The sequence below is a fragment of the Flavobacterium tegetincola DSM 22377 genome (assembly GCF_000425485.1).
Classification (GTDB): domain Bacteria; phylum Bacteroidota; class Bacteroidia; order Flavobacteriales; family Flavobacteriaceae; genus Flavobacterium; species Flavobacterium tegetincola.
This window is the reverse complement of sequence record NZ_AUDN01000007.1, coordinates 190,501-216,342: the sequence shown is the minus strand read 5'-3', so window position 1 is coordinate 216,342 and position 25,842 is coordinate 190,501. Positions and strand designations below refer to the sequence as shown.

At 33.0% G+C, this 25,842-nt stretch carries 26 protein-coding genes and 1 tRNA gene; 8 read left to right on the top strand and 19 right to left on the bottom strand.

Translation table 11 applies throughout. The annotated features are described in order from the left end of the window. Window positions 1-24: 24 nt before the first annotated feature. A complete protein-coding gene (locus tag H602_RS0101110) occupies window positions 25-564 on the bottom strand; it encodes a hypothetical protein (protein WP_026976358.1) in 540 nt (179 codons plus the stop codon). Window positions 565-744: 180 nt separating this feature from the next. Between H602_RS0101110 and ychF the strand changes: the two genes are divergently transcribed. After that, window positions 745-1,839 carry a redox-regulated ATPase YchF gene (gene ychF / locus H602_RS0101105; protein WP_026976357.1) on the top strand — a complete coding sequence of 365 codons (1,095 nt, stop codon included), beginning with the start codon at window positions 745-747 and terminating at the stop codon, window positions 1,837-1,839. 367 nt (window positions 1,840-2,206) lie between these two features. On the opposite strand, the gene H602_RS0101100 is transcribed toward ychF, so the two are convergent. The 11 genes from H602_RS0101100 to H602_RS0101050 all read right to left on the bottom strand — a co-directional run bounded on the left by H602_RS0101100 (window position 2,207) and on the right by H602_RS0101050 (window position 12,539). Then, a tRNA-Val gene (locus H602_RS0101100) sits at window positions 2,207-2,281 on the bottom strand. 60 nt (window positions 2,282-2,341) lie between these two features. Then, the gene (locus H602_RS0101095; RefSeq protein WP_026976356.1) at window positions 2,342-2,716 is read right to left on the bottom strand and encodes a DUF4258 domain-containing protein; all 375 of its coding nucleotides are present in this window, start codon (window positions 2,714-2,716) and stop codon (window positions 2,342-2,344) included. A 36-nt stretch (window positions 2,717-2,752) separates the two neighbouring features. Beyond that, the gene (locus H602_RS0101090) at window positions 2,753-3,946 is read right to left on the bottom strand and encodes an alanine dehydrogenase (RefSeq protein WP_026976355.1); all 1,194 of its coding nucleotides are present in this window, start codon (window positions 3,944-3,946) and stop codon (window positions 2,753-2,755) included. Window positions 3,947-4,024: 78 nt separating this feature from the next. Then, window positions 4,025-4,444, bottom strand: a complete 420-nt coding sequence (gene tsaE, locus H602_RS0101085) for a tRNA (adenosine(37)-N6)-threonylcarbamoyltransferase complex ATPase subunit type 1 TsaE (RefSeq protein ID WP_026976354.1) — start codon at window positions 4,442-4,444, stop codon at window positions 4,025-4,027. A 23-nt stretch (window positions 4,445-4,467) separates the two neighbouring features. Next, entirely contained in the window at window positions 4,468-6,021 is a 1,554-nt protein-coding gene (gene porX, locus H602_RS0101080) for a T9SS response regulator signal transducer PorX (protein WP_026976353.1), read from the bottom strand. Between the two features lie 158 nt (window positions 6,022-6,179). Continuing rightward, entirely contained in the window at window positions 6,180-6,893 is a 714-nt protein-coding gene (locus H602_RS0101075) for a YebC/PmpR family DNA-binding transcriptional regulator (protein WP_026976352.1), read from the bottom strand. A gap of 320 nt (window positions 6,894-7,213) precedes the next feature. Continuing rightward, window positions 7,214-7,507, bottom strand: a complete 294-nt coding sequence (locus H602_RS0101070; RefSeq protein WP_026976351.1) for a Bor family protein — start codon at window positions 7,505-7,507, stop codon at window positions 7,214-7,216. A gap of 175 nt (window positions 7,508-7,682) precedes the next feature. Further along, the gene (gene gcvT, locus H602_RS0101065; protein ID WP_026976350.1) at window positions 7,683-8,768 is read right to left on the bottom strand and encodes a glycine cleavage system aminomethyltransferase GcvT; all 1,086 of its coding nucleotides are present in this window, start codon (window positions 8,766-8,768) and stop codon (window positions 7,683-7,685) included. A 98-nt stretch (window positions 8,769-8,866) separates the two neighbouring features. Beyond that, window positions 8,867-9,262 carry a hypothetical protein gene (locus tag H602_RS0101060; RefSeq protein ID WP_026976349.1) on the bottom strand — a complete coding sequence of 132 codons (396 nt, stop codon included), beginning with the start codon at window positions 9,260-9,262 and terminating at the stop codon, window positions 8,867-8,869. An 81-nt stretch (window positions 9,263-9,343) separates the two neighbouring features. Continuing rightward, window positions 9,344-10,963 carry a M1 family metallopeptidase gene (locus H602_RS0101055; protein WP_026976348.1) on the bottom strand — a complete coding sequence of 540 codons (1,620 nt, stop codon included), beginning with the start codon at window positions 10,961-10,963 and terminating at the stop codon, window positions 9,344-9,346. Continuing rightward, the gene (locus H602_RS0101050) at window positions 10,953-12,539 is read right to left on the bottom strand and encodes a S41 family peptidase (protein WP_026976347.1); all 1,587 of its coding nucleotides are present in this window, start codon (window positions 12,537-12,539) and stop codon (window positions 10,953-10,955) included. The genes H602_RS0101055 and H602_RS0101050 overlap by 11 nt, the downstream gene beginning before the upstream one ends. A gap of 232 nt (window positions 12,540-12,771) precedes the next feature. On the opposite strand from H602_RS0101050, the gene H602_RS0101045 reads away from it, so the two are divergent. Both H602_RS0101045 and H602_RS0101040 read left to right on the top strand, forming a co-directional pair. Further along, complete coding sequence (locus H602_RS0101045) at window positions 12,772-13,194, top strand: antitoxin Xre/MbcA/ParS toxin-binding domain-containing protein (protein ID WP_245574897.1); 423 nt, start codon at window positions 12,772-12,774, stop codon at window positions 13,192-13,194. Beyond that, window positions 13,194-13,664 (top strand): RES family NAD+ phosphorylase, encoded by a 471-nt coding sequence (locus H602_RS0101040; protein WP_026976345.1) that lies wholly within the window; start codon window positions 13,194-13,196, stop codon window positions 13,662-13,664. Before H602_RS0101045 ends, H602_RS0101040 begins: the two co-directional genes overlap by 1 nt. A 72-nt stretch (window positions 13,665-13,736) precedes the next feature. Here the strand turns inward: H602_RS0101040 and fumC are convergent, their stop codons facing one another. The 6 genes from fumC to nhaA all read right to left on the bottom strand — a co-directional run bounded on the left by fumC (window position 13,737) and on the right by nhaA (window position 19,643). Then, window positions 13,737-15,134: a class II fumarate hydratase gene (gene fumC, locus H602_RS0101035; protein ID WP_026976344.1), complete on the bottom strand. Its 1,398-nt coding sequence runs from the start codon at window positions 15,132-15,134 to the stop codon at window positions 13,737-13,739. Window positions 15,135-15,253: 119 nt separating this feature from the next. Further along, window positions 15,254-15,820, bottom strand: a complete 567-nt coding sequence (locus H602_RS0101030) for a cytochrome b/b6 domain-containing protein (RefSeq protein WP_035758632.1) — start codon at window positions 15,818-15,820, stop codon at window positions 15,254-15,256. Window positions 15,821-15,837: 17 nt separating this feature from the next. Beyond that, on the bottom strand, window positions 15,838-16,290 hold the full coding sequence (locus H602_RS0101025; RefSeq protein ID WP_026976342.1) for a hypothetical protein: 453 nt from the start codon (window positions 16,288-16,290) through the stop codon (window positions 15,838-15,840). Window positions 16,291-16,713: 423 nt separating this feature from the next. After that, a complete protein-coding gene (locus H602_RS17960) occupies window positions 16,714-18,000 on the bottom strand; it encodes a mechanosensitive ion channel family protein (RefSeq protein WP_051224089.1) in 1,287 nt (428 codons plus the stop codon). Then, window positions 18,001-18,276: a DUF3817 domain-containing protein gene (locus H602_RS0101010; protein ID WP_026976340.1), complete on the bottom strand. Its 276-nt coding sequence runs from the start codon at window positions 18,274-18,276 to the stop codon at window positions 18,001-18,003. After that, the gene (gene nhaA, locus H602_RS0101005; protein WP_026976339.1) at window positions 18,276-19,643 is read right to left on the bottom strand and encodes a Na+/H+ antiporter NhaA; all 1,368 of its coding nucleotides are present in this window, start codon (window positions 19,641-19,643) and stop codon (window positions 18,276-18,278) included. Before nhaA ends, H602_RS0101010 begins: the two co-directional genes overlap by 1 nt. Before the next feature lie 109 nt (window positions 19,644-19,752). Here nhaA and H602_RS0101000 point away from each other — a divergent pair, with 109 nt between their 5' ends. Next, on the top strand, window positions 19,753-20,268 hold the full coding sequence (locus tag H602_RS0101000) for a DUF6155 family protein (protein ID WP_026976338.1): 516 nt from the start codon (window positions 19,753-19,755) through the stop codon (window positions 20,266-20,268). Between the two features lie 88 nt (window positions 20,269-20,356). Next, window positions 20,357-21,895: a DEAD/DEAH box helicase gene (locus H602_RS0100995; protein ID WP_026976337.1), complete on the top strand. Its 1,539-nt coding sequence runs from the start codon at window positions 20,357-20,359 to the stop codon at window positions 21,893-21,895. Here the strand turns inward: H602_RS0100995 and H602_RS0100990 are convergent. Continuing rightward, a complete protein-coding gene (locus H602_RS0100990) occupies window positions 21,892-23,100 on the bottom strand; it encodes a multidrug effflux MFS transporter (protein WP_026976336.1) in 1,209 nt (402 codons plus the stop codon). The two genes, H602_RS0100995 and H602_RS0100990, sit on opposite strands and share 4 nt — an antisense overlap. A 194-nt stretch (window positions 23,101-23,294) precedes the next feature. Between H602_RS0100990 and H602_RS0100985 the strand changes: the two genes are divergently transcribed. The 3 genes from H602_RS0100985 to H602_RS0100975 all read left to right on the top strand — a co-directional run bounded on the left by H602_RS0100985 (window position 23,295) and on the right by H602_RS0100975 (window position 25,841). Continuing rightward, entirely contained in the window at window positions 23,295-24,557 is a 1,263-nt protein-coding gene (locus H602_RS0100985) for an NAD(P)/FAD-dependent oxidoreductase (RefSeq protein ID WP_026976335.1), read from the top strand. Window positions 24,558-24,819: 262 nt separating this feature from the next. After that, window positions 24,820-25,380: a helix-turn-helix domain-containing protein gene (locus H602_RS0100980; protein WP_026976334.1), complete on the top strand. Its 561-nt coding sequence runs from the start codon at window positions 24,820-24,822 to the stop codon at window positions 25,378-25,380. Window positions 25,381-25,388: 8 nt separating this feature from the next. Then, window positions 25,389-25,841, top strand: a complete 453-nt coding sequence (locus H602_RS0100975) for a response regulator (RefSeq protein ID WP_035758630.1) — start codon at window positions 25,389-25,391, stop codon at window positions 25,839-25,841. Window position 25,842: the final 1 nt, after the last annotated feature.

Sequence of the window (25,842 nt, the reverse complement as noted above, 5' to 3'; positions counted from 1 at the left end):
CTTTTTTTATTGCATCGGAGTTTTTTATCGCTCCATTTTGATAAATGTTCTAGTCGTTACCTTATCGGAAGCATCATCGTAAGTATCTAAAACTAGATTGCCTTCAACGTCAAAATATCCAATTGAAATAGAATTTTTTCCCTTAAAGATAAAACTATTGTTTGTAGTAGCTCTCAAAAGTCCAATTTGTACATTATTCACGTCTGTTACTACATAACCTGAAGGATCTAAAGCTAACATATAATTCACACCATTGTATTGGTAAGCCGCACTTCGATCCATTGCAACAGTTCGAGTAGTTCCATCAGGATTGGTTACAGTTGTAGTGGAAACCATCTCCACCGGTGAATCTTTTAAATTCTTATTCAAAGCTTTAGAATCGGCATTTTCCAATTCAATATTTTGCTTTGCTCTTATATTCTGTTCTTTAACTACTTGCTTTGTTCCGTCAGAATCTTTTACAGTAGTAATTGTTTTTTTTGTAACGTCTGTCACGTTAGTGTTTTGAGCCTGCATACTAGCTGAAAGTAGTAATGCAAATGCTAATGTCATGATATTTTTCATAATGCTAAATTTTAGATTAATAATTTATAACAAAGATACGTGTCATGTAGAAAGTTTTTATTACTCTATTACTTGAAAATGTTATGTTCTAGGACAGAATATTGTTGAAATCCGACGGAATAGTTATTTCATTTATGCAACATAAAATGTATATTTGCACACTTTTAAAAACTGAATCTAATGAAAGCAGGAATTGTAGGATTACCGAATGTTGGGAAGTCAACTTTATTTAATTGTTTATCAAATGCAAAAGCGCAAAGTGCTAACTTTCCGTTTTGTACTATCGAACCCAATATTGGAGTAGTCAACGTTCCAGATCCGCGAATTGCAAAATTAGAGGAATTGGTAAAACCAGAACGCGTTCAAATGGCAACTGTTGATATTGTAGATATTGCAGGTCTAGTTAAAGGAGCGAGTAAAGGTGAAGGTTTAGGAAACCAGTTTTTAGGAAATATTAGAGAATGTAATGCAATTATTCACGTATTGCGTTGTTTTGATAATGACAATATCATTCACGTCGATGGGAACGTTAATCCAATCCGTGACAAAGAAACTATTGACATTGAATTGCAATTAAAAGATTTAGAAACCGTTGAAAAACGTTTGGAAAAAGTAAATCGTGCTGCAAAAACGGGTAATAAGGAAGCAATTACTGAAAAAGGTTTGCTAGATCGTATTAGAGAAACTTTATTGCAAGCGAAATCTGCAAGAACCGTTACGCCCCAAAACAACGATGAAGAAGCGTTGATGGAAGACTTTCAGTTGATTACTACAAAACCGGTTTTATATGTTTGTAATGTTGATGAAGATTCTGCTGTAAAAGGTAATAAATATGTTGACCAAGTTAGAGAATTGGTTAAAGACGAAGATGCAGAAGTAATTATTCTCTCTGTTGGTGCTGAAGCAGATATTACTGAATTGGAGAGTTACGAGGAACGTCAAGTTTTCTTGGAAGATATGGGATTGACCGAGCCAGGTTCTGCTGTTTTAGTTCGTGCAGCTTACCGACTTTTAAAATTACAAACTTATTTTACAGCAGGTGTAAAAGAAGTGCGTGCTTGGACCATCAATATTGGTGACACTGCTCCAAAAGCAGCTGGAGTAATCCATACTGATTTTGAAAAAGGTTTTATTCGTGCGGAAGTTATTGCGTTTAGTGACTTTGAATCTTTCGGTTCAGAAGCTAAAGTAAAAGAAGCTGGTAAACTACGAGTAGAAGGTAAAGAGTATATTGTAAAAGATGGAGACGTAATGCACTTTAGATTTAACGTATAATTTTTACAACAGTTATAAAAAATAAGGAGTCCAATTTGGACTCTTTTTTTTGCTTTCAACAACTTATACCTCAGTGAAATTAAACTGTGTAATTGAATCTATTTTGTACAGAAAGCACCATTAAAATAGAGTGCTAAGCTTCTTTAGCAAACGTATTTTGACTAAATGTTGACTAATGTGAGTATCGAATGCAATCTCATTACAATTTACATAGGAGGAACGAAATAATTATCTTCAATTCAGCTAACGTAACATATTTGAAGATAAATCACGACTAAAGCGTTCTTAGGACTTTTTATAAAAATCACGAACAATTTTGTAAAATTAGACCAAAAAAAAACTCCAACATTTCTGTTGAAGTTTTCTGTGGGCGATGAGGGGTTCGAACCCCCGACCCCCTCGGTGTAAACGAGGTGCTCTGAACCAGCTGAGCTAATCGCCCTTATTGCGAGTGCAAATATACAACAACATTTGACATTTACAACAGCTTTTTCAAAATAATTTACTCTTTTTTAATGTCCTTCAAAAATACCTTATCACTGTAATTAATGACTTCAAGTGTAATTGGTTCATTTTTAGCATTTCTACCTTCAATTACGTATAGTTTTCCGCTTCCTGTAGGTATATTACTTTTATTAAAAATTACATCTCCATACGTCAAAGTTTTTCTAATATCGCTTGTGTCTACCCATTTCTGATTCAGTTTTGCTGTTGCTTCATCCGAATAGTGAAAAGGTTTGGTTCGCAAGTCTTTTAAAACACGTGCATTTGGGAAGTAACTGCAACTCATTTCTTTTCCATTAAGGAACATAATTAAGAAGACCAAACCAATGATCATTCCCAATGAATAATAAGCAAAACGTTGATAAAATTTCATGAAATTATTTTTTTGCAAAGTTACAGTAAAGAAACTTTAAAAAACAATTAAATTGATGTCACTATTGGACAAACCAAACCATTCGCCGATTGCTTTATTGGTTAAAATTCCATGGTATAGATAAACACCATTTTTTAATCCACTATCGCAGCGTATAGCACGTTCGATACCGCCGTCTTCCGCTATCTGTAAAAGATAGGGAGTCAAAATATTGCTGATGGACAATGAAGCTGTTTTAGAATAGCGGGATGGAATATTAGGTACACAGTAATGAATTACATTGTGTTTTACAAAAGTTGGATTTTGATGACTGGTAACTTCAGACGTTTCAAAGCAACCACCCGTATCAATACTTACATCCACAATTACGGCACCTTTTTTCATATGCTCCACCATAGTCTCATTCACAATAATTGGGCAACGCTCTTTGCCTTTCATAGCACCAATAGCAACATCGCAACGACGTAAAGCTTTCAAAAGTAGTTTGGGTTGAATGGTGGACGTAAATATCCGTTGATTAAGTTGGTTTTGCAACCGCCTTAATTTTGTAATTGAATTGTCAAAAACTTTTACACTTGCTCCAAGACCAATGGCCGTTTTTGCAGCAAATTCGCCCACAGTTCCCGCACCAATAATAACAACTTCGGTTGGTGGAACTCCCGTAATATTACCAAAAAGCAGTCCTTTTCCGCATTGACTGTTGATCATTAATTCGGAGGCGATTAAAATGGAAGCAGTTCCTGCAATTTCACTTATTGACTTAACGGCCGGATAAGTTCCATCATCATCTTTAATGAATTCAAATGCTAAAGCAGTTATTTTCTTTTTGTGCAAGGCCTCAAAATACGTTGCTTTTCTGGTTTTGAGTTGGATTGCTGATATTAAAATAGTTTGCGGATTCATCAATTCAATCTCTGAAAGGGTAGGAGGTTCCACTTTCAATAAAATAGGACAGCCGTACACTTTATTGGTATCTTTAGTAATTTCAGCTCCTGCCTCACTGTATTCTTTATCGCTATAACTTGAGCTTTCGCCCGCTCCAGATTCAATCATAACACGATGTCCATGATATACAAGAGAATTTACGGCATCGGGAGTCAAACAAATTCGACGTTCCTGAAAAGAAGTTTCCTTTGGAATTCCTATAAATAACTCACTTTTATGGCGCTGAATCTCTAGCTTTTCCTCTTGTGGAATAAGTTGTTGCTTAGTAAAAGGCGATAATGACATACGATTCAAATTTTAAAACCTCTAATTTACGAAAAAAAAGTGGTTGTATTTCGATAATAAATTAAGATTAATAAGCTCTTACGAGGAGTGATTTGTCAAAATCAATTTTCGAGATCCATCTGGAGCCTTTGTCAAGTCAATTATAGAATAGTCATCGGGAATTAAAGATGGAATTTTTTCAGCCCATTCTATAAAATTCCAATTTCCGGAGTATAAATATTCATCCATTCCCATGTCATACGCTTCACTCTCACTTTTCAAACGGTATACATCAAAATGATAAACGCTTTTTCCGCCTTTGGTTTCATACTCGTTTACGAGCGAGAAGGTCGGGCTACTGGTGGCTTCTTCAACGCCCAAAGCCGCACAAAGCGACTTTATAAACGTTGTTTTTCCAACTCCCATTTCTCCGTTAAACAAAATAACTTTGTGTGGATTAGAATTAATAACAGCTAATGCAGCTTTATCAATATCTTTAAGTAAGAATGCTAATTCCATTGTAAATCAAATGTATGTAATTATTACTTGGGTTGAAAAACTAAGAAAGGTACAATCATTTCTTCTAAGGAAATTCCACCGTGCTGGTATGTATTTCTATAGTAACTTGCATAATGGTTGTAATTATTTACATATGCCAAAAACAAATCGTTTTTTGCAAAAATGAAGGAACTGCTCATATTAATTGTTGGCAATCCAATAGATTTTGGATCTTTCACTGCGTAAACATCTTTGTCTTCGTAAGTCAAACTACGTCCCGTTTTGTAACGCAAATTCAAACTTGTATTCTTGTCTCCAATAACTTTTGAGGGATGCTTTACATTTATAGTTCCGTGGTCTGTAGTAATAATAAGCTTGAAATTTAATTTTTGCGCTTGCTGAATAATTTCCAATAATGGAGAATTTTTAAACCAGCTCAATGTCAAAGATCGGTACGCTTTATCATCAGAAGCCAATTCTTTTACGACATCCATTTCCGTTTTTGCATGCGAAAGCATATCGACAAAATTATAAACAACGCTCACTAAATCATTATTTTTCAACGATTTAAAGTTTTCTGCTAATTTTTTTCCTGCTGCTAAATTGGTAATTTTAAAATAATCTTGTTTGATATTTAACCCCAAACGTTTTAAATGTTCTGTCAGGAATTCAGCTTCATATAAATTTTTTCCGCCTTCATCTACGTCATTTTTCCAATATTGCGGATATTTTTTTTCCATGTCAATTGGCAACAGTCCTGAAAACAAAGCGTTTCTAGCATACTGGGTAGCTGTAGGTAACATCGCATAATACGGAACTTCTTTCTCTAGTTTATAATGATTATTGACCACGCTTTCAAAAACCTTCCATTGATCGTAACGTAAATTGTCAATTACCACAAATAAAATAGGTTTATCTTTTTTAGTCAATTCCGGAACTACCAATTCTCTAAATAATGTATGCGACATAATTGGTTTGTCTAATTTAGGATTAAACCAATCCTCATAATTCCGTTCAATGAACTTTCCGAATTGCGAATTTGCTTCTGTTTTTTGGGATTCCAAAATAGCAATCATATTTGGATCGTCTATATTTTCTAGTTCAATTTCCCAATAAATTAATTTTTTATACAATTCCGACCAATCTTCAAAAGAATTGACCATTGACAAATCCATTGCAATTTTGCGAAATTCCTTTTGATAATCAAGGGATGTTTTCTCCGAAATAAGGCGCGAGTGATCTAAATTCTTCTTTAAACTCAGTAGAATTTGATTCGGATTTACTGGTTTTATCAAGTAATCAGCAATTTTAGAACCAATTGCTTCTTCCATAATAAACTCTTCCTCACTTTTTGTAATCATAATTACGGGAGTAGAAGATTTTTTTTCTTTAATTTCTTGAAGTGTTTCCAAGCCACTCATTCCAGGCATGTTTTCATCCAGAAATACAATATCGAAGTTACCTTCCTCAAAAACATCAACAGCGTCTCTTCCGTTATTGCAAGTGGTAACATTATAATTCTTTTTTTCTAAAAACAATATATGTGGTTTGAGTAAATCAATTTCATCGTCTACCCAAAGTATTTTTATCTGATTCATTTTCTTTTTATTTAAGTACTAAAGTAATGCAATTTAACATTTAATGGTTGTGTTACTTCTTAATATTTTTGTAAACTTTAGTGCTATAGTGAAAGTACATTAAAGTAGAAAACTCCCAATAAATGGGAGTTTCTTTTGTTATGTTAACGAGAATAATATTACTCTTGCATAGTATGATAGACATTTTGTACGTCATCATCCTCTTCAATTTTTTCTAATAATTTTTCAACATCGGCGGTTTCCGCTTCCGTTAATTCTTTTGTTATTTGTGGAATCCGTTCAAATCCAGACGACAAAATTTCGATGTTTCTGTTTTCCAATTCTTTTTGGATAGCACCAAAACTTCCAAATGGAGCATAAATTAAAACGCCCTCTTCGTCATCGGCAAAAATCTCTTCTGCACCAAAATCAATGAATTCCAATTCCATCTCTTCTACATCAATTCCAGCAGCTGGAATCCTGAAATTACAGGTATGGTCGAACATAAATTCAACAGAACCTTGCGTTCCAAACGTTCCATTGCATTTGTTAAAATAACTTCTAATATTAGCAACCGTACGGTTATTATTATCAGTGGCAGTTTCAATTAAAATTGCAATTCCGTGAGGAGCATATCCTTCAAATAATACTTCTTTATAATTGGCCGTATCTTTATCTGTAGCTTTCTTAATGGCACGTTCTACATTTTCCTTTGGCATATTAGCCGCTTTGGCATTTTGAATTACCGCACGAAGTCGCGAGTTGGCATCAGGATTTGGGCCTCCTTCTTTAACTGCCATCACAATGTCTTTTCCGATTCTAGTAAATGCTTTGGCCATTGCCGACCAACGTTTCATTTTTCTACCTTTTCTAAATTCAAAAGCTCTTCCCATTTCCTAACTAATTTTAATATCGCAAAAATAAACATCTGAAACTTAAATCAAGGTTTTTTTGCCAAAAAAAAAAAGACTGTTGGTACAGTCTTTTAAAATTCTTATCTTCCGATTGGTTTTTTAAATATCGAACGACTCGTAAAATAAGCTATAATTGCAAATATAACCATAACTACTATTTTTCCGACTAAGTAGCCATAACCAAATTCTGAAACACTTTCTAATGCCAAAATTTGAAAAATTATATAAAGGTAATACAAGATTACACCTATAGAAAAGTAAAAAATTATTTTTTTCAATGTAACTTATTTAAATTTTGATTACTTGGTTACAGTAGTTGTAGTTGGATTATAAATTCCAAAAGTAATTGCCGAAAGTAAACCATTTACGAAAGTGTGTTCTACTTTAACGGTGTAGTCCGTTGCTCCATCAGCCATTGCTCTTGAGTCAGACACTCCAACTGGAACTAAACCATAAATTACATAGTTGTTCCATTTTTTAACCTCTGTATTTCCTTGAGCTCCTTTTCCTACAACTGACGTGTATGAATAACAAGATGTCATTAAAAAAGAAAGTGATAAAGCTACGATAGCCATTTTTGCTGTTTGTTTCATTGTTTTTGTTTTAAATTCAGAACAAATATGAACATTTAAATGGTTAAAAAAATTTTTTTTGTTTTAAAAAAAATTAGTAAAAGAAACTAGAATGTTTCTAATCCCACCATTTTATTACGCACAAAAAAACCGATAGAAACTTAATCTATCGGTTATAACTGTATTAATTTCTTACTTAAGCTTTTTTATAAAAAGGCATCTTAACCACCTTTGCTAAAACATCATTTTTTCTGATTCTGATATAAATGTCGCTATCTACCGCTGAAAATGCAGTAGTTACATATCCCATTCCAATTCCTTTGTTTAACGAAGGAGCCATTGTTCCTGAAGTTACAATACCAATTGTATTTCCATCTTTATCAACTATAGTATAATCTTGACGGGGAACGCCACGATCCACCAATTCAAAACCAACTAATTTTCTTGTAACGCCTAGTTCTTTTTGTTGTTTTAATTTTTCAGAATGAACAAAATCCTTGGTAAATTTAGTAATCCATCCCAATCCTGCTTCAATAGGAGAAGTAGTATCGTTTATATCATTTCCATATAAACAGAATCCCATTTCTAGACGCAAAGTATCCCTTGCAGCAAGTCCAATTGGCTTAATACCGAAGAAAGCACCTGCTTCAAAAACTTTCATCCAAATGCGTTCTACTTCGTCACTTTTACAATAAATTTCAAATCCACCTGAGCCTGTATATCCGGTAGCAGAAATAATAACATTGTCAATTCCAGCAAATGTTGCAACTTCAAAATGGTAATTTTTAATGTCTGCTAATTCAACAGTTGTTAAAGATTGCATTGCCTCAATGGCTTTAGGACCTTGAATTGCAAGTAATGCATAATCATCTGAAAGGTTTTTCAGGTCCGCGTTTACATCATTGTGCGATGAAATCCAATCCCAATCCTTATCAATATTTGAAGCATTTACAACCAATAAATACTCTTCATCCTTCAATTTATAAACGATCAAGTCATCCACGATTCCACCTTCATCATTAGGCAAACACGTATACTGAGCACGACCAATGGTCAATGTTGAAGCGTCATTTGTAGTTACTTTTTGAATCAAGGCCAAAGCATTTGGTCCTGAAACCATAAATTCTCCCATGTGAGAGACATCAAAAACTCCCACCGCATTTCGAACCGTTTCGTGTTCGGCATTAACTCCTTCGTATAAGATAGGCATGTTATAACCTGCAAAAGGAAGGATTTTAGCACCTAAACTTTCGTGTATGTGTAGTAATGGAATATTTTTCATAATTGTGTTTATGGTTTAATTTTGGGTGCTAAATTATCGCTTTTTTTAGGGTTTTAAAAACTTTTGTCGCTCTAAATTCAACTTATTATAATACAAATTTACGACTTGTCCAGCAATTGCACTTGTGATTTAATTCGTTCAATGAGTAGGTTTGAAATTCGTTTTGTCAATGCGGAGGAATTTGTTGCATACCGATTATACTCCTCCAATGTGAAGAACCCGATTACCAGCCCTTTTAAAGCACTTTGGAATTTAATATCTTTTTTAATTGCGTTATCAATAAAAATAAATTTATTCTCAATGGACAATTGTGCAAAATTAACTTTACTTTTTGTGATATAATTTTGAAAAACAGCTAAAAGTAGATCGTTTTGTAGTTTCATAATCGGCCGAAGTGTTTCATTTTGAAAAAATTCTTCCGACGAAGTTTCTGCAGCTACTTTTCCAAAAGCGTCGCCTCTCAATTCTTTGATAAATGTTTCCCTTATTGTCATAATTTTTTTGCTTAAAATTACAAAACTGTGGGACAATCAAACTATACTAATTGTTATCATTTCTCTAATTCTTCAACTCCTTTACGACTTTTTAAAGTTGATATAAAACAAATTATCTGGAAATGCTATTTTTGATTTTGATTGTACATCCAATGATTTCCACGATGCAATAGGTGAGAGGTACATTTTTTTTCCGTCGACTAAAATATGGATTGGTAAACTAAAATCGTTAACAATATTTGTATATCGGTACTTTATTGTTTTACCGCATTGTTTTATTTCCAATGTTGGTAGGATTGTGTTTTCTAAATATTGTGCAAAGAAGGCATTTAATTTTAAACCTGATTCTTTTGAAAAAAATTGAATTACTTCTTTACTGTCAATTATTTTATGACGGTATGTGAGTGCAAATTTCTTCATTATTGACCACCATTTTTCGTCGTTATCAATTGCATTTCGCAGCGTGTTCAGCATTTGAGATCCTTTATAATACATATCTCCAGAACCCTTAAAATTGACACCGTATGCTCCGATAATTGGCTTAGTATTTTCTACCAATTTCTTTTGTCCATTGATGTATTCAATTGCTTTTTCTTTACCAAATTGGCACTCAACATAGACCGATTCTGCGTAAGTGGTAAATGCTTCATGAATCCACATATCGGCAATATCTCGGGAAGTAATGCTGTTTCCAAACCACTCATGAGCTGACTCATGGATGACGATGAAATCAAATTTCAATCCAATTCCTGTTCCAGAAAGATCTCTTCCTAAGTATCCTTTTTTAAATTTATTTCCGTAAGCTACAGCACTTTGATGTTCCATACCTAAATAGTTACTTTCTATCAATTTATAGCCATCTTCGGCAAAAGGATATGTGCCAAATTTACTTTCAAAGCAATCCATCATGGGTTTTACTTCCGCAAAGTGAGTCGCAGCTCGATCCTCATTGCCACGCAAAACGTAATAATCTAAATCCAATTGATTCTGCTTTTCATGAATATGTACATAATCGCCAATATTGAGCGTAATACTATAAGTGTTTATTGGATTTTTTACTTCCCAATCCCAACGTGTATAACCATTATGCAAATCCAATTTACCATTAAATCTTCCATTAGAAACGTTCATTAATCCATTAGGGACGGCAACTTTTATGGAAGCACCTAAGTCGGGTTCATCACTTTGAGAATCCTTGACGGGATACCACAAACTGGCACCCGTTCCCTGCACTGCAACGCAAATCCAAGGTTTATTGTTTGTATCTTTAGAATACACAAAACCGCCATCCCAAGGTGCATTTTTTGCAATTATAGGGTTTCCAGAATAATAGAATTGAAGTTGAATTATTTGATTTGTCACCTTTAAAGCCGAAGGGAAATCGATAAAAACAGCGCCAAATTCTCTCCTGAAATCTAGCGTATTTTTTTCAAAGACAATGCTATCCACCTTCATGTTTTCAAACAAGTCAAGCTGGATTATTTTACTCTCCTGAAGCATCTTGAATGAAATAGTGTTTGAACCTGAAATGAATTTTTTTTCTGGATCAACTTTAATGTCTAAATCGTATCGTAAGACGTCAAAACACATTCGTTCAAATGAAAATCCACCTTGTAAGGAATCCTTTCGGGTAAATTTCTGTGCCTGTGTTGCATTGAACAAAAAAAAGAAAGATATGATGAGTATACATTTATTTTGCATTGCCATTTTCTATTTTAATATTTTCCAAAATCCAATTCATTTCTGGGTCAATACCATTTATCTTGTCTTGCAAAGTGGGAATCATTTCGATATCAGGACGAATGCCATAACCTTTTTCGTCCGTTTTATAATGAGGTGCAATTTTCATTAGGCCCACGCGCATTTTTATTTTAGAATGAGGAAGTACAATAATTGGCATTTGACCTGCAACTGTTCCATTAAAAGCGCCACCGGTTTCTTCGCCTACAAAGATGGCTCTTTTTGAACCTTTTAAATTGGACGAAAGGAGGGACGAAGCTGAAAAACTTCCACCATCAATGAGAACATACATCTTTCCTTTAAAACGATTTTCATCAAGTGGCTTGACTTTATTTTCGCTCGTTTTATAATAAAATTTATCATTTTCTTTTTTGACTTTCAAAAATATATAACTTACATAAAAGGGGTACGCTATTGTTTGCAAGGCTTTGGTCCCAATATTTCCATTAAAGTAATTTCTCTTTAGAAAACTTGTTTTTGAAACTACTTCACTTTTATCTGCAAAAGCAATTGCAGAATCGGCAACGAACGAGTAGATGTAATTGATTTCACTTAATCTACCACCTGGATTGTCTCTCAAATCTAAAATTAGGTACTGCGATTTATTTGCTTTAATCCGGTCGAAAGCTTGTTTATAAAAGGGTTCATAATCGCCGATAGAAAATGACTTAATATTTAAAACAGCCACTGAACTGTCTTTTTCAATAAAATTTAAGCTACGTTGAAAGGTTTTTGTCATTGGATCATAACCTTTGATAGTTTGTTGACGTCTTTTACTTTTATTTACGAGTAAAATTTTCTTTTTCTCTGCTTTAGACACTATTTTTTCAATAGAATCCTTCGCCTTATTTTGACTTTCATCAATTTTCTTTCGTGCAATCCATATCTTCTTTATTGAGTCCTTAATTTTGAATTCATAGAGTAAACTATCTTTTATGCCATACTCAGCCACGTAAAGATTCGAGAAGCGTTTTGGCAAATGATGCTTGTAAAACGTGTTATTATAGCCGTCTGATGTAATTAATTTTCGGTATCTATTTAATAATAATACTGTTGGAATTGAGTCAATACTTATAACTTCACTACCAACAGTGATTGTAGGATCAATAGATTTATTTTTTTCAACGTACAATTTATTTTCAAACATCATGAGGTCAAATTGTGAAAACGGTCCCATTCCTTTCTTTGTTAACGCTTTGGTTTCTGCTTTTGAAAAACGTTTTACATTGGGATAAATACCTAAATGTCCCTGACGAACTTCATTAATTACAGGTGTAATTTTTGTGTAAAATTCGAAACTTGTTAACGGTTCTGAGATTGTAGTTTTTAAGCTATCAAATTTGTAATCAAGTTGCTCTTTACTAACGTACCAATACAATTCTGGATGCAATCTTTTTAAATTTGAGTAAGCAAAATCAATATCGTATTTTAATTTACTTACAGCAATTGGTTGGTTTAGCAGTTGATTGTGTTTTCTTACAGAAGTACAACTAGTTACAATTGTATAAAACATAAGTAAGATGAAGAGCTGTTTCATATGTAGGTGAAATAAATTATACACAATTGCGAATGTAATAAATTAATTTTGAATATGAAATTGAGTAATTTAAGTGAAAAATGTATTAAAAATAATTAAAAATTTAATTTCCCAAAAATAAAGTTGTAAATTTACGGCTGTAGAGAAGTAAAATGACAATCGTTAAATTTTTAATTTAAATTTATGTGTAATGAATCCGCCAAAACCATATCCAATAAATAAAATAGAAAAAATGAACTATGTTTCAGAATTTTCGCCAGCATGGGTTATCTCAAATGCTAAAGACGCACCTCAGTTTAAATTAGATTTAATTGACAGAATTCGCGAAGGCGTAAAAAAAACAGATTGGAAGCAATTGTTGCATTTCACTGATTCCACAGAAAAAGAGTTTGAAAATATTTTGCCAGCATCCATCAGTAGTATGCAAAAAAATGTTGTATACAACAAGGAAACATCCGAGCGAATTTATGAATTAGCACGTTTATTTGGATTAGGTTACGAGGTCTTTGACTCTAAAAACGATTTTAAAAACTGGTTAATGACACCTACAAAATCTTTAGGCAACAAAATTCCTTTTGAACTTTTAGATAGTAGTTTAGGTTTTGAAATTGTAGAAAATGAAATCGTAAGGATTCAATATAACGTATATAGTTAATGATTGTATATCGAATTGCAAATGTAAAATATAAAGACGCAACTCTATCGGGAATCGGTGCTGAAAAAGTAGGAGGTAGGTGGAATGAGGTTGGAACTCGAGCTGTTTATTGTTCCGAAAATATTTCTTTAGCCTTGTTGGAATACTACGTACACTCTGAAAACATAGCTAATTTACCCAAAGCAATACTGTTAGCAAAAATCTATTTTCCCGATGATTTTATTATAGAAGAATTAATTGATTTGCCTAAAAAATGGAATCAATATCCGTATAATGCCAATACTACAGAAGTTTTTACTCAATTGGCAAAAAACAGAAATTTCTTTGCCTTAAGAGTTCCCTCAACAATTGTGGGTTTAGAATCAAATATCATTTTAAATCCATTGTATAAAGATTTTGGTAAAGTTGAAATAATTGAGTTTATCGAAATGCCAATAGATGAACGCTTGAAAAAGTACATTCACGAATAAAAATGTTCTTCAATTTTAAACATAAAAAAGCCTGAAAAGTTAATTTTCAGGCTTTACTTTTATCAAAAAAAACTAGTTAATCTTTCCAACCATTTCTTCAGGTTTTACCCAAGCATCAAAATCTTCTGCAGTAACATAGCCTAATCTCACAGCTTCCTCTTTCAAAGTAGTTCCATTTTTATGAGCCGTTTGCGCAATTTCTGCTGATTTGTAGTAACCTATTTTAGTATTTAAAGCAGTAACCAACATTAATGAATTGTCAACCAATTCCTTAATTCTAACGTAATTGGGTTCAATACCACTTGCACAATGTTCGTTAAAGGACATACATGCATCACCAATTAATCGTGCTGATTGTAGAAAATTAGCCGCCATCATTGGCTTGAAAACGTTTAATTCATAATGACCTTGCATTCCACCAACTGAAATAGCTACATCATTACCCATAACTTGAGCACAAACCATAGTCAACGCTTCAGACTGCGTAGGATTTACTTTTCCTGGCATAATTGAAGAGCCTGGTTCATTTTCGGGAATAATTATTTCTCCAATTCCAGAACGTGGACCTGAAGCCAACATTCGGATGTCATTTGCAATTTTGTTTAAAGAAACTGCTAATTGCTTTAATGCTCCATGAGACTCTACAATGGCATCATGAGAGGCTAATGCTTCGAATTTATTAGGTGCAGTTACAAATGGATGACCCGTAAATTGTGCAATATACATTGCCACCTTTACATCATAACCATCAGGTGTATTTAAACCTGTTCCCACTGCAGTTCCTCCTAAAGCAACTTCTGATAAGTGCGAAAGTGTATTTTTTAGTGCTTTTAATCCGTAATTTAGTTGAGCTACATAACCCGAAAGCTCTTGGCCTAAAGTTAAAGGAGTAGCATCCATTAAGTGGGTTCTACCAATTTTAACCACATTCATAAATTCCTGTGCTTTTGCTTGCAGCGTATCTCTTAATTGTTCTACTCCTGGAATGGTAGTTTCTACAACTGCTTTGTAAGCGGCAATGTGCATTCCCGTTGGAAAAGTATCGTTAGAAGATTGCGATTTATTAACATCGTCATTGGCTTTCAAAACTGGTTCGCCTTCGCCAATTTTAAAACCAGCTAAAACCTGTGCACGATTTGCCACAACTTCATTAACATTCATGTTACTTTGCGTACCAGAACCCGTCTGCCAGATCACTAATGGAAATTGATCGTCCAGTTTACCTTCTAAAATTTCATCGCAAACGGCTGCAATAGCATCTCTTTTTTCAGTTGATAAGACGCCCAAATCACAATTTGCATAAGCAGCTGCTTTTTTTAAATAAGCAAAACCTTGTACGATTTCTTTAGGCATTGAAGCCGATGGTCCAATCTTAAAATTATTTCTTGAACGTTCTGTTTGAGCTCCCCAATATTTATCTGCAGGAACTTGCACGTCACCCATCGTATCTTTTTCTATTCTGTATTCCATTGTGTGTTTATTAATTGTATTGAAAATAAAGTTGTTTTATAAATCCGTTCAAATTTAACGATAATAGCAGTTTTAAAAAAATTCTATCTTAATTATTTGAATATAAAAAAAGGGAGAAATTAATCTCCCCCAATCATTTTTGAAGCTATCCCTTTTTTAGATGTATTTTCGGCAATTGCAATCCCAACTAAATGCAAAATTATAAATATAGGAAACCAATATAATCCCCATTTATGAATCATTTCTATTTCATCATGATAAAAGTCAAGCCATTTGTATTGTATGCAAACACCTGTAAAAGCTGAAATAAAAACAAAAACATAGAAGTAAATATAGACAAATCCTTGTAAACGTTCCTTTAATACTAGACTTTTGTTGAATGGATTTGGAAAGCGAATTCCCTTTACAAGCATATAAATAATTCTACCTATAAATGCAGCAATCATTACGTTGGCAAAAATCTCGTGCCATTCCCACATGGGTTCACGAATTGTTGAGGCAATATCAGATACCACATCTTTAGAAAGTGGTGAAGCGGTTGTTTTGCTTTCAATGATGGAGACCATTCCTTTTTTATTCATCCAATACATTCGTAAAAATCCTGTAATAAACATAATGGGCATTACAATGGCAATAGTCCAATGTAGAACGCGGTGAATAACGGTAAACTTTTTATTTTTTTCCATGTTATTTATAGTAATACTTAATTAAAAAAGATGTGATACGTTTGAAATGACGTGGAAATATTCTGTATTAATTCTTGTGCTTTGTCCTGTCCACTGGCTATTTTTAAAGCGTCAATCATTTCAAGGTGAGGTTGTAACCATTTGTGCAATTCATCATGAGCACTCCCTTCCATGGTGCAACTTTTAATTAGATTATTGTTTAGTTCGGTAAGCTTTTCGGCCAACCTCACGTAATCGGTATCATGAGTTGCTGTATAACTAACTATTAATTCTTCTCCTTGTAAAATGTGGGGTTTCATTTCTTCATTTACAACCCACTTTTGATTATCGTTTAGTTGAAGTTCATCAGAAGCTCCTTTATTGTGAGCTTCCTCAGATGTTGTTGTTCTTTCCTGACTTGTGGAATCGGAAGAATTTTTACAACTTATGAATAGAATACTACTGATTGCAATTATAAAAATTTGTTTCATATATAAATTGATGTTAAATGTTGAATTCATATTATTTTGTACATACTAAATAATAGTTTAGCGAAAGTACTATTATCTTTTGTGGCGGATTTATATTTTGCACTTTATTTTATGAAATTGATTTTTCAATAAAATAAATCCGTTATTTTATTGGTCGTTTTGTTTATAAGCGTTACTTTTGGCCTAAATTCACTAATTCCGGAAAAATCATGTTTGGATTTCAACAGTATTTAGGTTTCATACTTTTCTTAACCGTCTTAACAATAGGATTTTGGTTAATGTTTTTTCTTGTGGGCTTTGTGACCTATTGGGTTGGCGGTGCTTCATGGGAACTTTACAAAGAAAAGAGAGACAAAAAGAGACAACAAGGATTGTAATTAATCCGAGTCGTAAAAAAAGGAAGTTCAATTGGCTTCCTTTTTTTTATGCCTTAAAATCTGACTTTTCAGGAGTAGTTGAAAAACTTTTACTAGTCGGTAGTTCATAAATCTCCAGGTCAAAATAATTTACTGAAGCTATTATATGGTCAAATATATCGGCCATTATAAATTCATAATTTTCCCAAGTCTTATCATTTGAAAATGCGTAAATTTCTAAAGGAATTCCATATTCATTAGATTGGAGTTGGCGGCACATCATTAACATATCTTTGTTTAATCCTGGATGATGCACTAAATATTCACTAATATATTTTCTAAATAAGCCAAAGTTTGTCAAATTTCTGCCGTTTAATAATAGCTTTTTGTCAATCGCCCGTGAAGAATTGTATTTTATAATGTCTGCTTGCCGGTGCTCAATATAATTGGCAATCAATTCAATTTCTTTAAACTCTGCTAACTCATCATCGTGCAAAAATCGGATACTACTCGTCTTAATTAAAACATGGCGCTTGATCCTTCTACCGTCAGAATTAAACATTCCGCGCCAATTTTTAAACGAGTCAGAAATTAGTGAATAGGTGGGAATAGTGGAAGTCGTATTATCAAAATTTCTAACTTTAACTGTTGCTAAATTAATTTCAATTACATCTCCATCGGCTCCAAATTTATCCATAGTAATCCAATCACCAATCCGTACCATATCATTAACAGAAACTTGAATACTGGCTATAAACCCTAAAATTGTATCACGAAAAATAAGCAATACAATTGCAGATATTGCTCCAAAAGTAGCTATTAATGCTTCGATTTTTAAATTGAATAACATGAGTATGATTGCTGTAACACCAAAAATCCACAAGACAATCATAATTACTTGAATGTAACTATCAATTGGTTTGTCACTGTAACGGGGCATCAATTTTAAATGATCACGAAGCGCATTAAAAATGGTTCTGATGATTAATAGAACGAGTATTACGATGTATATATCAATTATTTTTGCAAAAAAACCTTCCCAGTATGTAAATTTTTGAAGAATTACTGGAACTGCTTTGTAAATCAAAAGTAGCGGAACCAAGTGCGAAATGTACTTTGCAGTTTTATTCGAAATCAATAAATCGTCAAAGGTGGTTTTAGTCTTATTCGCTATAAAATTAAATAAGCGATTGAACGTATAAATGCAAAGTAGAAATATAAAGTAAGCCGTAATCATCAAAACAATTAAATTGCCTACGGCACTGATATAAGAAGCAAAAGTGGGATTGAATCCCACTTTTATTAATATATCGTATGTAAAATCAATTATTTTTTCAATGTTGGAATCAATCATTTATAAATATTTTTTTTCAACCCAAAAAGTGGCAAATGGTAAAAGTGAAGCGGCTAAAATAATAGCAAGTTTCTTGTAAGTCCAATTTAAGCTGTATTTTAAAAGAACGGCTAAGACGCAATATCCTACAAATAAAACACCATGGGTCATTCCAATTGGATACAATAACTGTTTGTATAACTCTAAATTATTAGGCTTTACAGCTAACATATTAGTAAATAATACCAAGTAAGAAATTCCTTCTAATATGGCAACAATTTTAAAAATTTTTAGCATTATGATTGGATATTATTTGTTTTAGGTTTAATGTTTTTTAAGATAAAATATCCAATAACTCCAGCAATCAGTGACGCTATAAAGATACCCAATTTTGCCTGTAATTGGTGCTCTGCATTTAATACGGGATCCGAACCTATAAATGCTAAATTGGTTACAAATAGTGACATTGTAAATCCAATTGCAGCTAAAAATCCAACTCCAAATAAATGTTTTGAAGTTAAACCTTGTGGCATATTTGCAATTTTCATTTTTATAACTGCCATTGAAACTCCATAAACTCCTAATACTTTCCCCAAAATCAAACCTACAGCAACTCCTAAAGTAACATTACTAGTTGCTTCAGCAATTATATCATTTGAAAATGTTACTCCAGCATTGGCTAACGCAAATATTGGCATAACCACAAAACTTACAAAAGGATGCATTCTATGCTCTAACCTCTGTAAAGGAGTCATCGCATCTTTGGTAACCACCCTAATATCATCCAAGTAATGCAATTGATTACTTGTAAGTGTAGGTGCACTATCATTTTGATCTGCATCTTTAAAAGACTGTAAATAGCGTTTAATTTTCTCAATATAGGCACTTTCATTGACGCGGGAGTCTGCCGGTATTGTAAAGGCAACCAAAACGGATGCAATAGTGGCGTGTACACCTGACAATAAAAAAGGGAGCCAAACTCCAAAAATTCCAATTACTGCAAAGTAAATTGTATTTCTTATTCCAAATGCTTTACTTAAAAATAGGAACACTACAAATGCTAATCCTGTAAACAACATGAAATAATCAATTTCAGCAGTGTAGAATATCGCAATAACCATCACAGCACCTAAGTCATCTACAATTGCTAATGCGGTAAGAAATACTTTTAATGAAACTGGAATTCTGTCACCTAAAAGGTATAAGACACCTAAGGCAAAAGCAATATCAGTAGCCATTGGAATTCCCCAACCGTGAGCAGAATCAGTTCCAAAATTAAATACTGTATAAAATAATGCTGGAACCACCATTCCTCCAACTGCCGCAATAATAGGTAACATTGCGTTTTTAGGATTGGATAATTCGCCACCAATTAATTCTCTTTTTAATTCTAATCCAACTACAAAAAAGAAAATAGCCATTAAACCATCATTAACCCAATGGTGTACAGAATAGTTTAAATAAGTTTGTCCATCAAAATACAATCCGATTTTATGTTCCCACAAGTGATGGTACCATTCTGAAAGTGGGGAATTTGCTAAAATAATCGCGATTAAAGCTGCCAAAAATAATACGATTCCACCTGTAGTTGATTTACTTATAAAACTGTTTACCGGATTGATAATATATTTATCCGCGGCAGTAAACTTAATTCCTTCTTCCATAAACTATTTTTTCTTGTGATTGACAAAAATAAGTATTATCATTGATTTTTCTATCATAAATCTATCACATTTTTACCAAAAGTGCAATTCTAATTTTTAAATTTATTCAATGAGTAAGCGGGATTTAAAGAAATATTTGTCTGAATTAAGCAAAGACCAAGTTGCGGAACAACTTTTAGAATTGTATTCAAAATTTCCGGATGTTAAAACCTATTATGATTTTGTTTTTAATCCGAATGAAGAAAAATTACTTCGTGAAGCTAAGATTAAAATAAGTAACGAATATTTTCCAATTAAAGGCAAACGCCCCAAACTGCGAAGATCAACTGCACACAAAATCATTAAACATTTTACTTCATTAGGTGTTGACGCTTTCGTGATAGCAGATATAATGCTTTATAATATAGAAATTGCCCAAGTTTATTCAGACAAGTATAAAATTAGCAGCGATACGTTCTATAAAAGTTTTTACACTTCTTTCAGTCAAAGTGCTTCTTTTTTGATTGAAAAAGGAATTTTAGAATCGTTCCAAGTTCGTTTGCAGCGCATTACTGAAATTACTATTAGTCAGAAGTGGCCCAATCAGTATGGCTTTTCTGCAATTATGGAACGATTTGATTACTAGTTGAAAAAGTTATTTTTTCTAATAAAAAATTAATTCTAGTTGGATTTGCCTTATTTAAGCGTATTTTTGCAAAAATCACCTCTATTTAATGCTAGAAATCGACACGACTTTACAGAAAGAAGACAAGAAAGTACTTTATGATTATCAGAAAAAAGACATTGACGCTATTTTTGATAAAATGGATAATGAAGCTCCAAATTATCACTTGTTATATCAACTGCCAACTGGTGGTGGTAAAACAGTAATTTTTTCGGAAATTGTACGACGTTACCTTGAATACCATGATAAAAAGGTAGTTGTTTTGACACATAGAATTGAACTTTGTAAGCAAACTTCAAAAATCTTGAAAGGTTTTGGAGTTAAAAATAAAGTCATCAATAGTAAAATAAAATTGCTTGAAGATCAGGAAGATTATTCTTGTTTTGTGGCAATGGTGGAAACCTTAAAAAACCGTTTAAATGATGAGCTTCTTGCCATTGAAAACGTAGGTTTAGTAATTATTGATGAAGCCCATTACAATTCTTTTAGAAAACTTTTTGGGTCTTTTGGTAATGCATTTATTTTAGGAGTTACAGCTACACCGTTGAGTTCTAACATTAAAAAACCAATGAATGAAAATTATAATGAGTTGCTTATTGGCGACACTATTTCTTCATTAATTGGCAAAGGATTTTTAGCGAAAGCCGTAACCTATACTTATAATGTAGGACTGAGTTCTTTAAAAGTTGGTATTAACGGTGATTACACGGTTAAATCGTCGGATGACTTGTATTCAAATATGGTAATGCAGGAAATGCTTTTACATTCATACACCGAAAAATCTTTGGGTAAGAAAACATTGATTTTTAATAATGGAATCAACACGTCCTTATACGTTTATGAAACTTTTAGAGCTGCTGGATATGACATCCGACATTTAGACAATACACACAGTAATGAAGATCGTAAGGATATTTTAAGTTGGTTTAAGAAAACTCCCGATGCGATTTTAACGTCTGTTGGAATTTTGACTACAGGATTTGATGAACCTACCGTGGAAACTATTATTTTAAATCGTGCCACAAAATCATTGACACTTTATTACCAAATGATTGGGCGTGGATCTCGAAAATTAGAACATAAAAACACGTTTAATGTAATTGATTTAGGAAATAATGCCGCACGTTTTGGCTTGTGGAGTGAACCCGTAAATTGGCAACATATCTTTAAATCGCCTGAATATTATTTGGAAAATTTGCGTGCCGATGCAGAAATTGAATTGCACTTTAAATACCAAATGCCATTTGATTTAAAAGCAAAATTCAGCAATACTCCAGACATTGACTTTGATGTTGATGAAATTCACAAACAAGCTATTGCACAAAACGAGCGTTCTAAAGTAGTGCTTGATCAATCTCTTGAACAGCATTCCATTATGTGTGTTTATAATACCGAAACGCTTCCAGAAGCAAAAGGTTTAGCAAGAGAGCTTCATGATGATATAGAGTGCCGTATCAAGCGCTATTCCAATTGTTTAAGTCACTGTAGTAAAAATTACCGCGAGTGGCTTGTAGAAGATTACAAATTAAAACTTACATTATTAATTGGTAAAAAATACCGAGAAAAAATATTTGCAGAAGACGATTAAATCGTTTTCTGCGAATATTTTTCTTTAATGTTTTTCTTTCCGAAGTGCAGAATTAGTAAAGCTAATAAGGAAGATCCTATAAAAATAAGTGTTACAGGCAATATAGAATTTGTAACAAAAATACCTACGGCAACCGAAGCAATTGCTCCAAGTCCCATTTGAATCGCTCCCATAACTGCAGAGGCACTTCCTGCGTTTTTTTCAAAAGGTTCCAGGGATAATGCCGTAGTATTTGGGTTGCAAAAACCCAAGCATCCTAGAAATAGGAAAAGCATTATTATAACGCCGTACAAATTTAAAATCTCTAAATAAATTCCTGCAGCAAAAAGTATACTGACGCTACATTGTAATCTTAATCCAACCGAGATAAGCTGTTCACTGGAATAGGATCTAAGTAAGTAGGAATTGAGCTGGCTTGTGCCAATAAAACTAACGGAAAGTAATGCAAAAATCCAACCGTACACTTTTGCGTCTACATCGAATATATCCATAAATATGACGGGAGAACTTGCTACGTAAGTAAATAATCCAGAAAAAGCTATTCCACCAGTCAAAGCATACGTGTAAAATTGAGGCTCTTTTAAAACTGCAATAAAATTATTTATAATAGCATTTGGTTTTAAGGATAATGATTTATCAGGAACATACGTACTTTTTAAGAAGAATTTTGAAGCTAGTAACACTCCAATTCCCATAAAGGTTAAGACAAGAAATACCATGTGCCAACCAAAATCTTCCGTAACATAACCTCCAAGTGTTGGAGCTAACATTGGCGAAAGTCCCAAAACCAACATCAGTTTCGCAAATACTTTTGGAATTTCTTTTACAGGAAATAAGTCGCGAACCATTGTTATTGCGGCAACGGAAGCACCACAACTTCCTACCGCTTGAATAAATCTTAACAGTATAAAGTAGTCAATAGACGTTACATAATAACATGCTAATGATGCTAAAATATAAACCAAGAGTCCGATATAAAGTGGTTTTTTTCTACCAAATCGATCTAATAAAGGTCCGTATAGCAATTGTCCCACAGAAATGCCAACAAAATAGCTGGATAGCGTGAGCGATACATTATTGACAGAAGTATTCAGGTCTTTTGCAATTCCTGTAAATCCGGGCAAATACATATCAATCGAAAATGGACCAAGCGCTGTCAAACTTCCGAGAACGAGAACTAATGAAAAATATTTCTTTTTATCCATGAATGTCTATTTTTTTAAGCGTGCAAAGGTACATGAACAAAAAAAACTACTACCTATCGTTATACCTCCATTACTCACAAACTTATTATAAAAATTGGAGCACAATAGGCTATTATTCTAAAATGATGTAATTTTAATGCAGGTACAAATGGAACGATAGAAGTACATTTTCTCAATAATTAAAATCAATTTATATGCATGTAGTAATTGTAGGCGGAGGTTTTGCTGGAATAAATTTGGCAAAAGAACTTACCAATGAAACCAATATTCAAGTTACACTGATTGATAAAAATAATTATAATTTTTTTCCTCCTTTAATATATCAGGTGGCAACTGCTTACTTAGAACCTTCAAGTATTAGTTACCCGTATCGAAAATTCTTTGCCGGAAAGAAAAATTTGACTTTTCGTCTAGGCGAAGTTTTGAGCATTGATCAAAGCGAAAACAAGGTAATTCTTGACAATGGCACATTGAATTACGATCAATTGGTTTTTGCCTCAGGAGCTGAAACTAGCTTTTTCGGAATGGAAAATGTACAGAAGAATGCCATTCCGATGAAAACGCTGAATGATGCAATTGAAATGAGAAACAAGCTACTCCAGAATATGGAAAAAGCAGTTTTAACTAAAGATATTCGGGAACGTAGAAAATTATTAACCGTCGTAGTAGCTGGTGGTGGACCAACAGGAGTGGAGGTTTCAGGTATGTTATCTGAAATGCGAAACGGAATTTTATTAAAGGAATATCCTGAATTAGGAACTACCGCAAGTAATTTATACCTCGTTGATGGAGGTAGTTCATTACTTTCACCTATGTCCGAAGCTTCGCAAAAAGATACTTTGGACGCATTAACTAAAATGGGTGTTGTGGTCAAATTAAACACGCGTGTTACCGATTATGTAGATGATGTTGTTCATTTTGCCAGCGGAGAAACCATTGCCACTAAAAATTTAATTTGGGCTGCGGGAGTTTCAGCAAAGCAGTTTGAAGGCATTGCTCCTGAAAGTTATGGACGTGGAAGAAGAATGGCTACGGATGCTTACAATCGCGTAAACAATACAACAAATATTTATGCTATTGGAGATACTTCAATCATGACTGCTGATGAAAATTTTCCAAACGGACATCCACAAGTTGCACAAACTGCGATACAACAAGGAAAAAATTTAGCGCACAATTTTGTCGCACTATTAAAAAAACAGCCGCTTCAAGCTTTTAAATATAATGATAAAGGATCAATGGCAATCATTGGTAAAAATAAAGCCGTTGTAGATTTGCCAAAACCGAAGTGGCACTTTAAAGGATTTTTTGCGTGGTTGGTTTGGTTGTTCATTCACCTAATTTCATTAATTACTTACAGAAATAGATTGAAAACTTTTTACAACTGGATGGTGGCTTATTTTGCAAAAGATCAGTCGTACCGCATGATAATTCGTCCAGAACGCGATAGAAAGTAATCCAAATCTCTTTATCTTATAAACTATTTTTAAAATATTATAAGCTACAATCTTCAAAATTTACGGATTTTTGAACTATTGAAAGAAGAATAGAGAAGTAAAATAAATTTTGGACTGCCTACTCATTTTACAACTACAAAAAGCGAGAATTTCAAATCAGATATTTTCGCTTTTTTATTTTAATTTTAGTGCAAATTAGTACATTTATATTGCAAACCATTGTGGTTACAAACATTGAATTTACGATCAAAAACAAAAAATTATGAAATTATACATCAAATACGATATTAATTTAGCTTGTAGAGTCATTCTTCAGGAACAGCTTGAATCCTTGCAAATAAAGTACGAACTCATGGAGTTTGGAGAAATAGATATTAGCGATACCGTTACAGAAGAAGTTTTTAATACGCTACAAGAAAATTTAAAACGCTATGGTATTGACATCATCAATAATCAGAAGAGCCAACTTGTTCAACGTATTAAGGATACAATAATTGATATGATTTATGAAAAAGACAAACTTCCTACATCAACTATTTCCAACTATTTAGCCGATCAGCTAAATTTAAGTTACGGTTATATTGCCAATGTATTTTCAGAATATACGTATACATCTATTGAAAATTTCATTATTATTCAGAAAATTGAACGTGCTAAGAAATTAATTGTTGAAGACGGCCTTACTTTAACAGAAGTTTCTTATAAGTTGAATTACAGTAGTGTAGCTTATTTATCTGCGCAATTTAAAAAAGTAACCGGATTAACACCATCTTCTTTTAAAAGAATTGTTGACAAGAGACGAGAACTTTCACAAATTAATTAAAAGAAAGGATGGATAGAAGTCAATCTCAAATGCAGATTCTACTTTGCGACGACGATGCCGACGATCGGTTTTTCTTTTCTGAAGCAATAAAAGAATTAAAAATTGACAATGCTCTAACAGTCTTTGAATCAGGATTAGATTTAATGGATTATTTAAAACATCCTGAAAATCATTTGCCACATATTCTATTTTTAGATCTAAATATGCCTTGTAAGATGGGTTTGGAATGTTTAAAAGAAATAAGGGAAGATGCACAGTTTAGAAATTTAGTAATTGCAATTTATTCTACATCAGCAACTGAGCAAGACATTGAAGATACATTTTCAAACGGGGCAAACATCTATATTCAAAAACCTTCCGATTTTAAAAAATTGAAAAAAATAATGCACCATATTTTAAATTTGAATTGGCAATATCATACGGCAGGATTAAATAAAGAAACTTTTTTTTTAAATATATAGT

Coding starts and splice junctions, on each gene's coding strand:
- H602_RS0101075 (WP_026976352.1), bottom strand. CDS start 6,893: ATGGGAAGAGCTTTTGAATTTAGAAAAGGTAGAAAAATGAAACGTTGG.
- H602_RS17960 (WP_051224089.1), bottom strand. CDS start 18,000: ATGATTGATTCCAACATTGAAAAAATAATTGATTTTACATACGATATA.
- H602_RS0101095 (WP_026976356.1), bottom strand. CDS start 2,716: ATGAAATTTTATCAACGTTTTGCTTATTATTCATTGGGAATGATCATT.
- H602_RS0101000 (WP_026976338.1), top strand. CDS start 19,753: ATGAGTAAGCGGGATTTAAAGAAATATTTGTCTGAATTAAGCAAAGAC.
- ychF (WP_026976357.1), top strand. CDS start 745: ATGAAAGCAGGAATTGTAGGATTACCGAATGTTGGGAAGTCAACTTTA.
- H602_RS0100985 (WP_026976335.1), top strand. CDS start 23,295: ATGCATGTAGTAATTGTAGGCGGAGGTTTTGCTGGAATAAATTTGGCA.
- H602_RS0101055 (WP_026976348.1), bottom strand. CDS start 10,963: ATGCAAAATAAATGTATACTCATCATATCTTTCTTTTTTTTGTTCAAT.
- nhaA (WP_026976339.1), bottom strand. CDS start 19,643: ATGGAAGAAGGAATTAAGTTTACTGCCGCGGATAAATATATTATCAAT.
- fumC (WP_026976344.1), bottom strand. CDS start 15,134: ATGGAATACAGAATAGAAAAAGATACGATGGGTGACGTGCAAGTTCCT.
- tsaE (WP_026976354.1), bottom strand. CDS start 4,444: ATGGAATTAGCATTCTTACTTAAAGATATTGATAAAGCTGCATTAGCT.
- H602_RS0101060 (WP_026976349.1), bottom strand. CDS start 9,262: ATGACAATAAGGGAAACATTTATCAAAGAATTGAGAGGCGACGCTTTT.
- H602_RS0101025 (WP_026976342.1), bottom strand. CDS start 16,290: ATGAAACAAATTTTTATAATTGCAATCAGTAGTATTCTATTCATAAGT.
- gcvT (WP_026976350.1), bottom strand. CDS start 8,768: ATGAAAAATATTCCATTACTACACATACACGAAAGTTTAGGTGCTAAA.
- H602_RS0100995 (WP_026976337.1), top strand. CDS start 20,357: ATGCTAGAAATCGACACGACTTTACAGAAAGAAGACAAGAAAGTACTT.
- H602_RS0101110 (WP_026976358.1), bottom strand. CDS start 564: ATGAAAAATATCATGACATTAGCATTTGCATTACTACTTTCAGCTAGT.
- H602_RS0101010 (WP_026976340.1), bottom strand. CDS start 18,276: ATGCTAAAAATTTTTAAAATTGTTGCCATATTAGAAGGAATTTCTTAC.
- H602_RS0100980 (WP_026976334.1), top strand. CDS start 24,820: ATGAAATTATACATCAAATACGATATTAATTTAGCTTGTAGAGTCATT.
- H602_RS0101050 (WP_026976347.1), bottom strand. CDS start 12,539: ATGAAACAGCTCTTCATCTTACTTATGTTTTATACAATTGTAACTAGT.
- H602_RS0101045 (WP_245574897.1), top strand. CDS start 12,772: ATGAACTATGTTTCAGAATTTTCGCCAGCATGGGTTATCTCAAATGCT.
- H602_RS0101030 (WP_035758632.1), bottom strand. CDS start 15,820: ATGGAAAAAAATAAAAAGTTTACCGTTATTCACCGCGTTCTACATTGG.
- H602_RS0101090 (WP_026976355.1), bottom strand. CDS start 3,946: ATGTCATTATCGCCTTTTACTAAGCAACAACTTATTCCACAAGAGGAA.
- H602_RS0101070 (WP_026976351.1), bottom strand. CDS start 7,507: ATGAAACAAACAGCAAAAATGGCTATCGTAGCTTTATCACTTTCTTTT.
- H602_RS0100975 (WP_035758630.1), top strand. CDS start 25,389: ATGGATAGAAGTCAATCTCAAATGCAGATTCTACTTTGCGACGACGAT.
- H602_RS0101040 (WP_026976345.1), top strand. CDS start 13,194: ATGATTGTATATCGAATTGCAAATGTAAAATATAAAGACGCAACTCTA.
- porX (WP_026976353.1), bottom strand. CDS start 6,021: ATGAATCAGATAAAAATACTTTGGGTAGACGATGAAATTGATTTACTC.
- H602_RS0100990 (WP_026976336.1), bottom strand. CDS start 23,100: ATGGATAAAAAGAAATATTTTTCATTAGTTCTCGTTCTCGGAAGTTTG.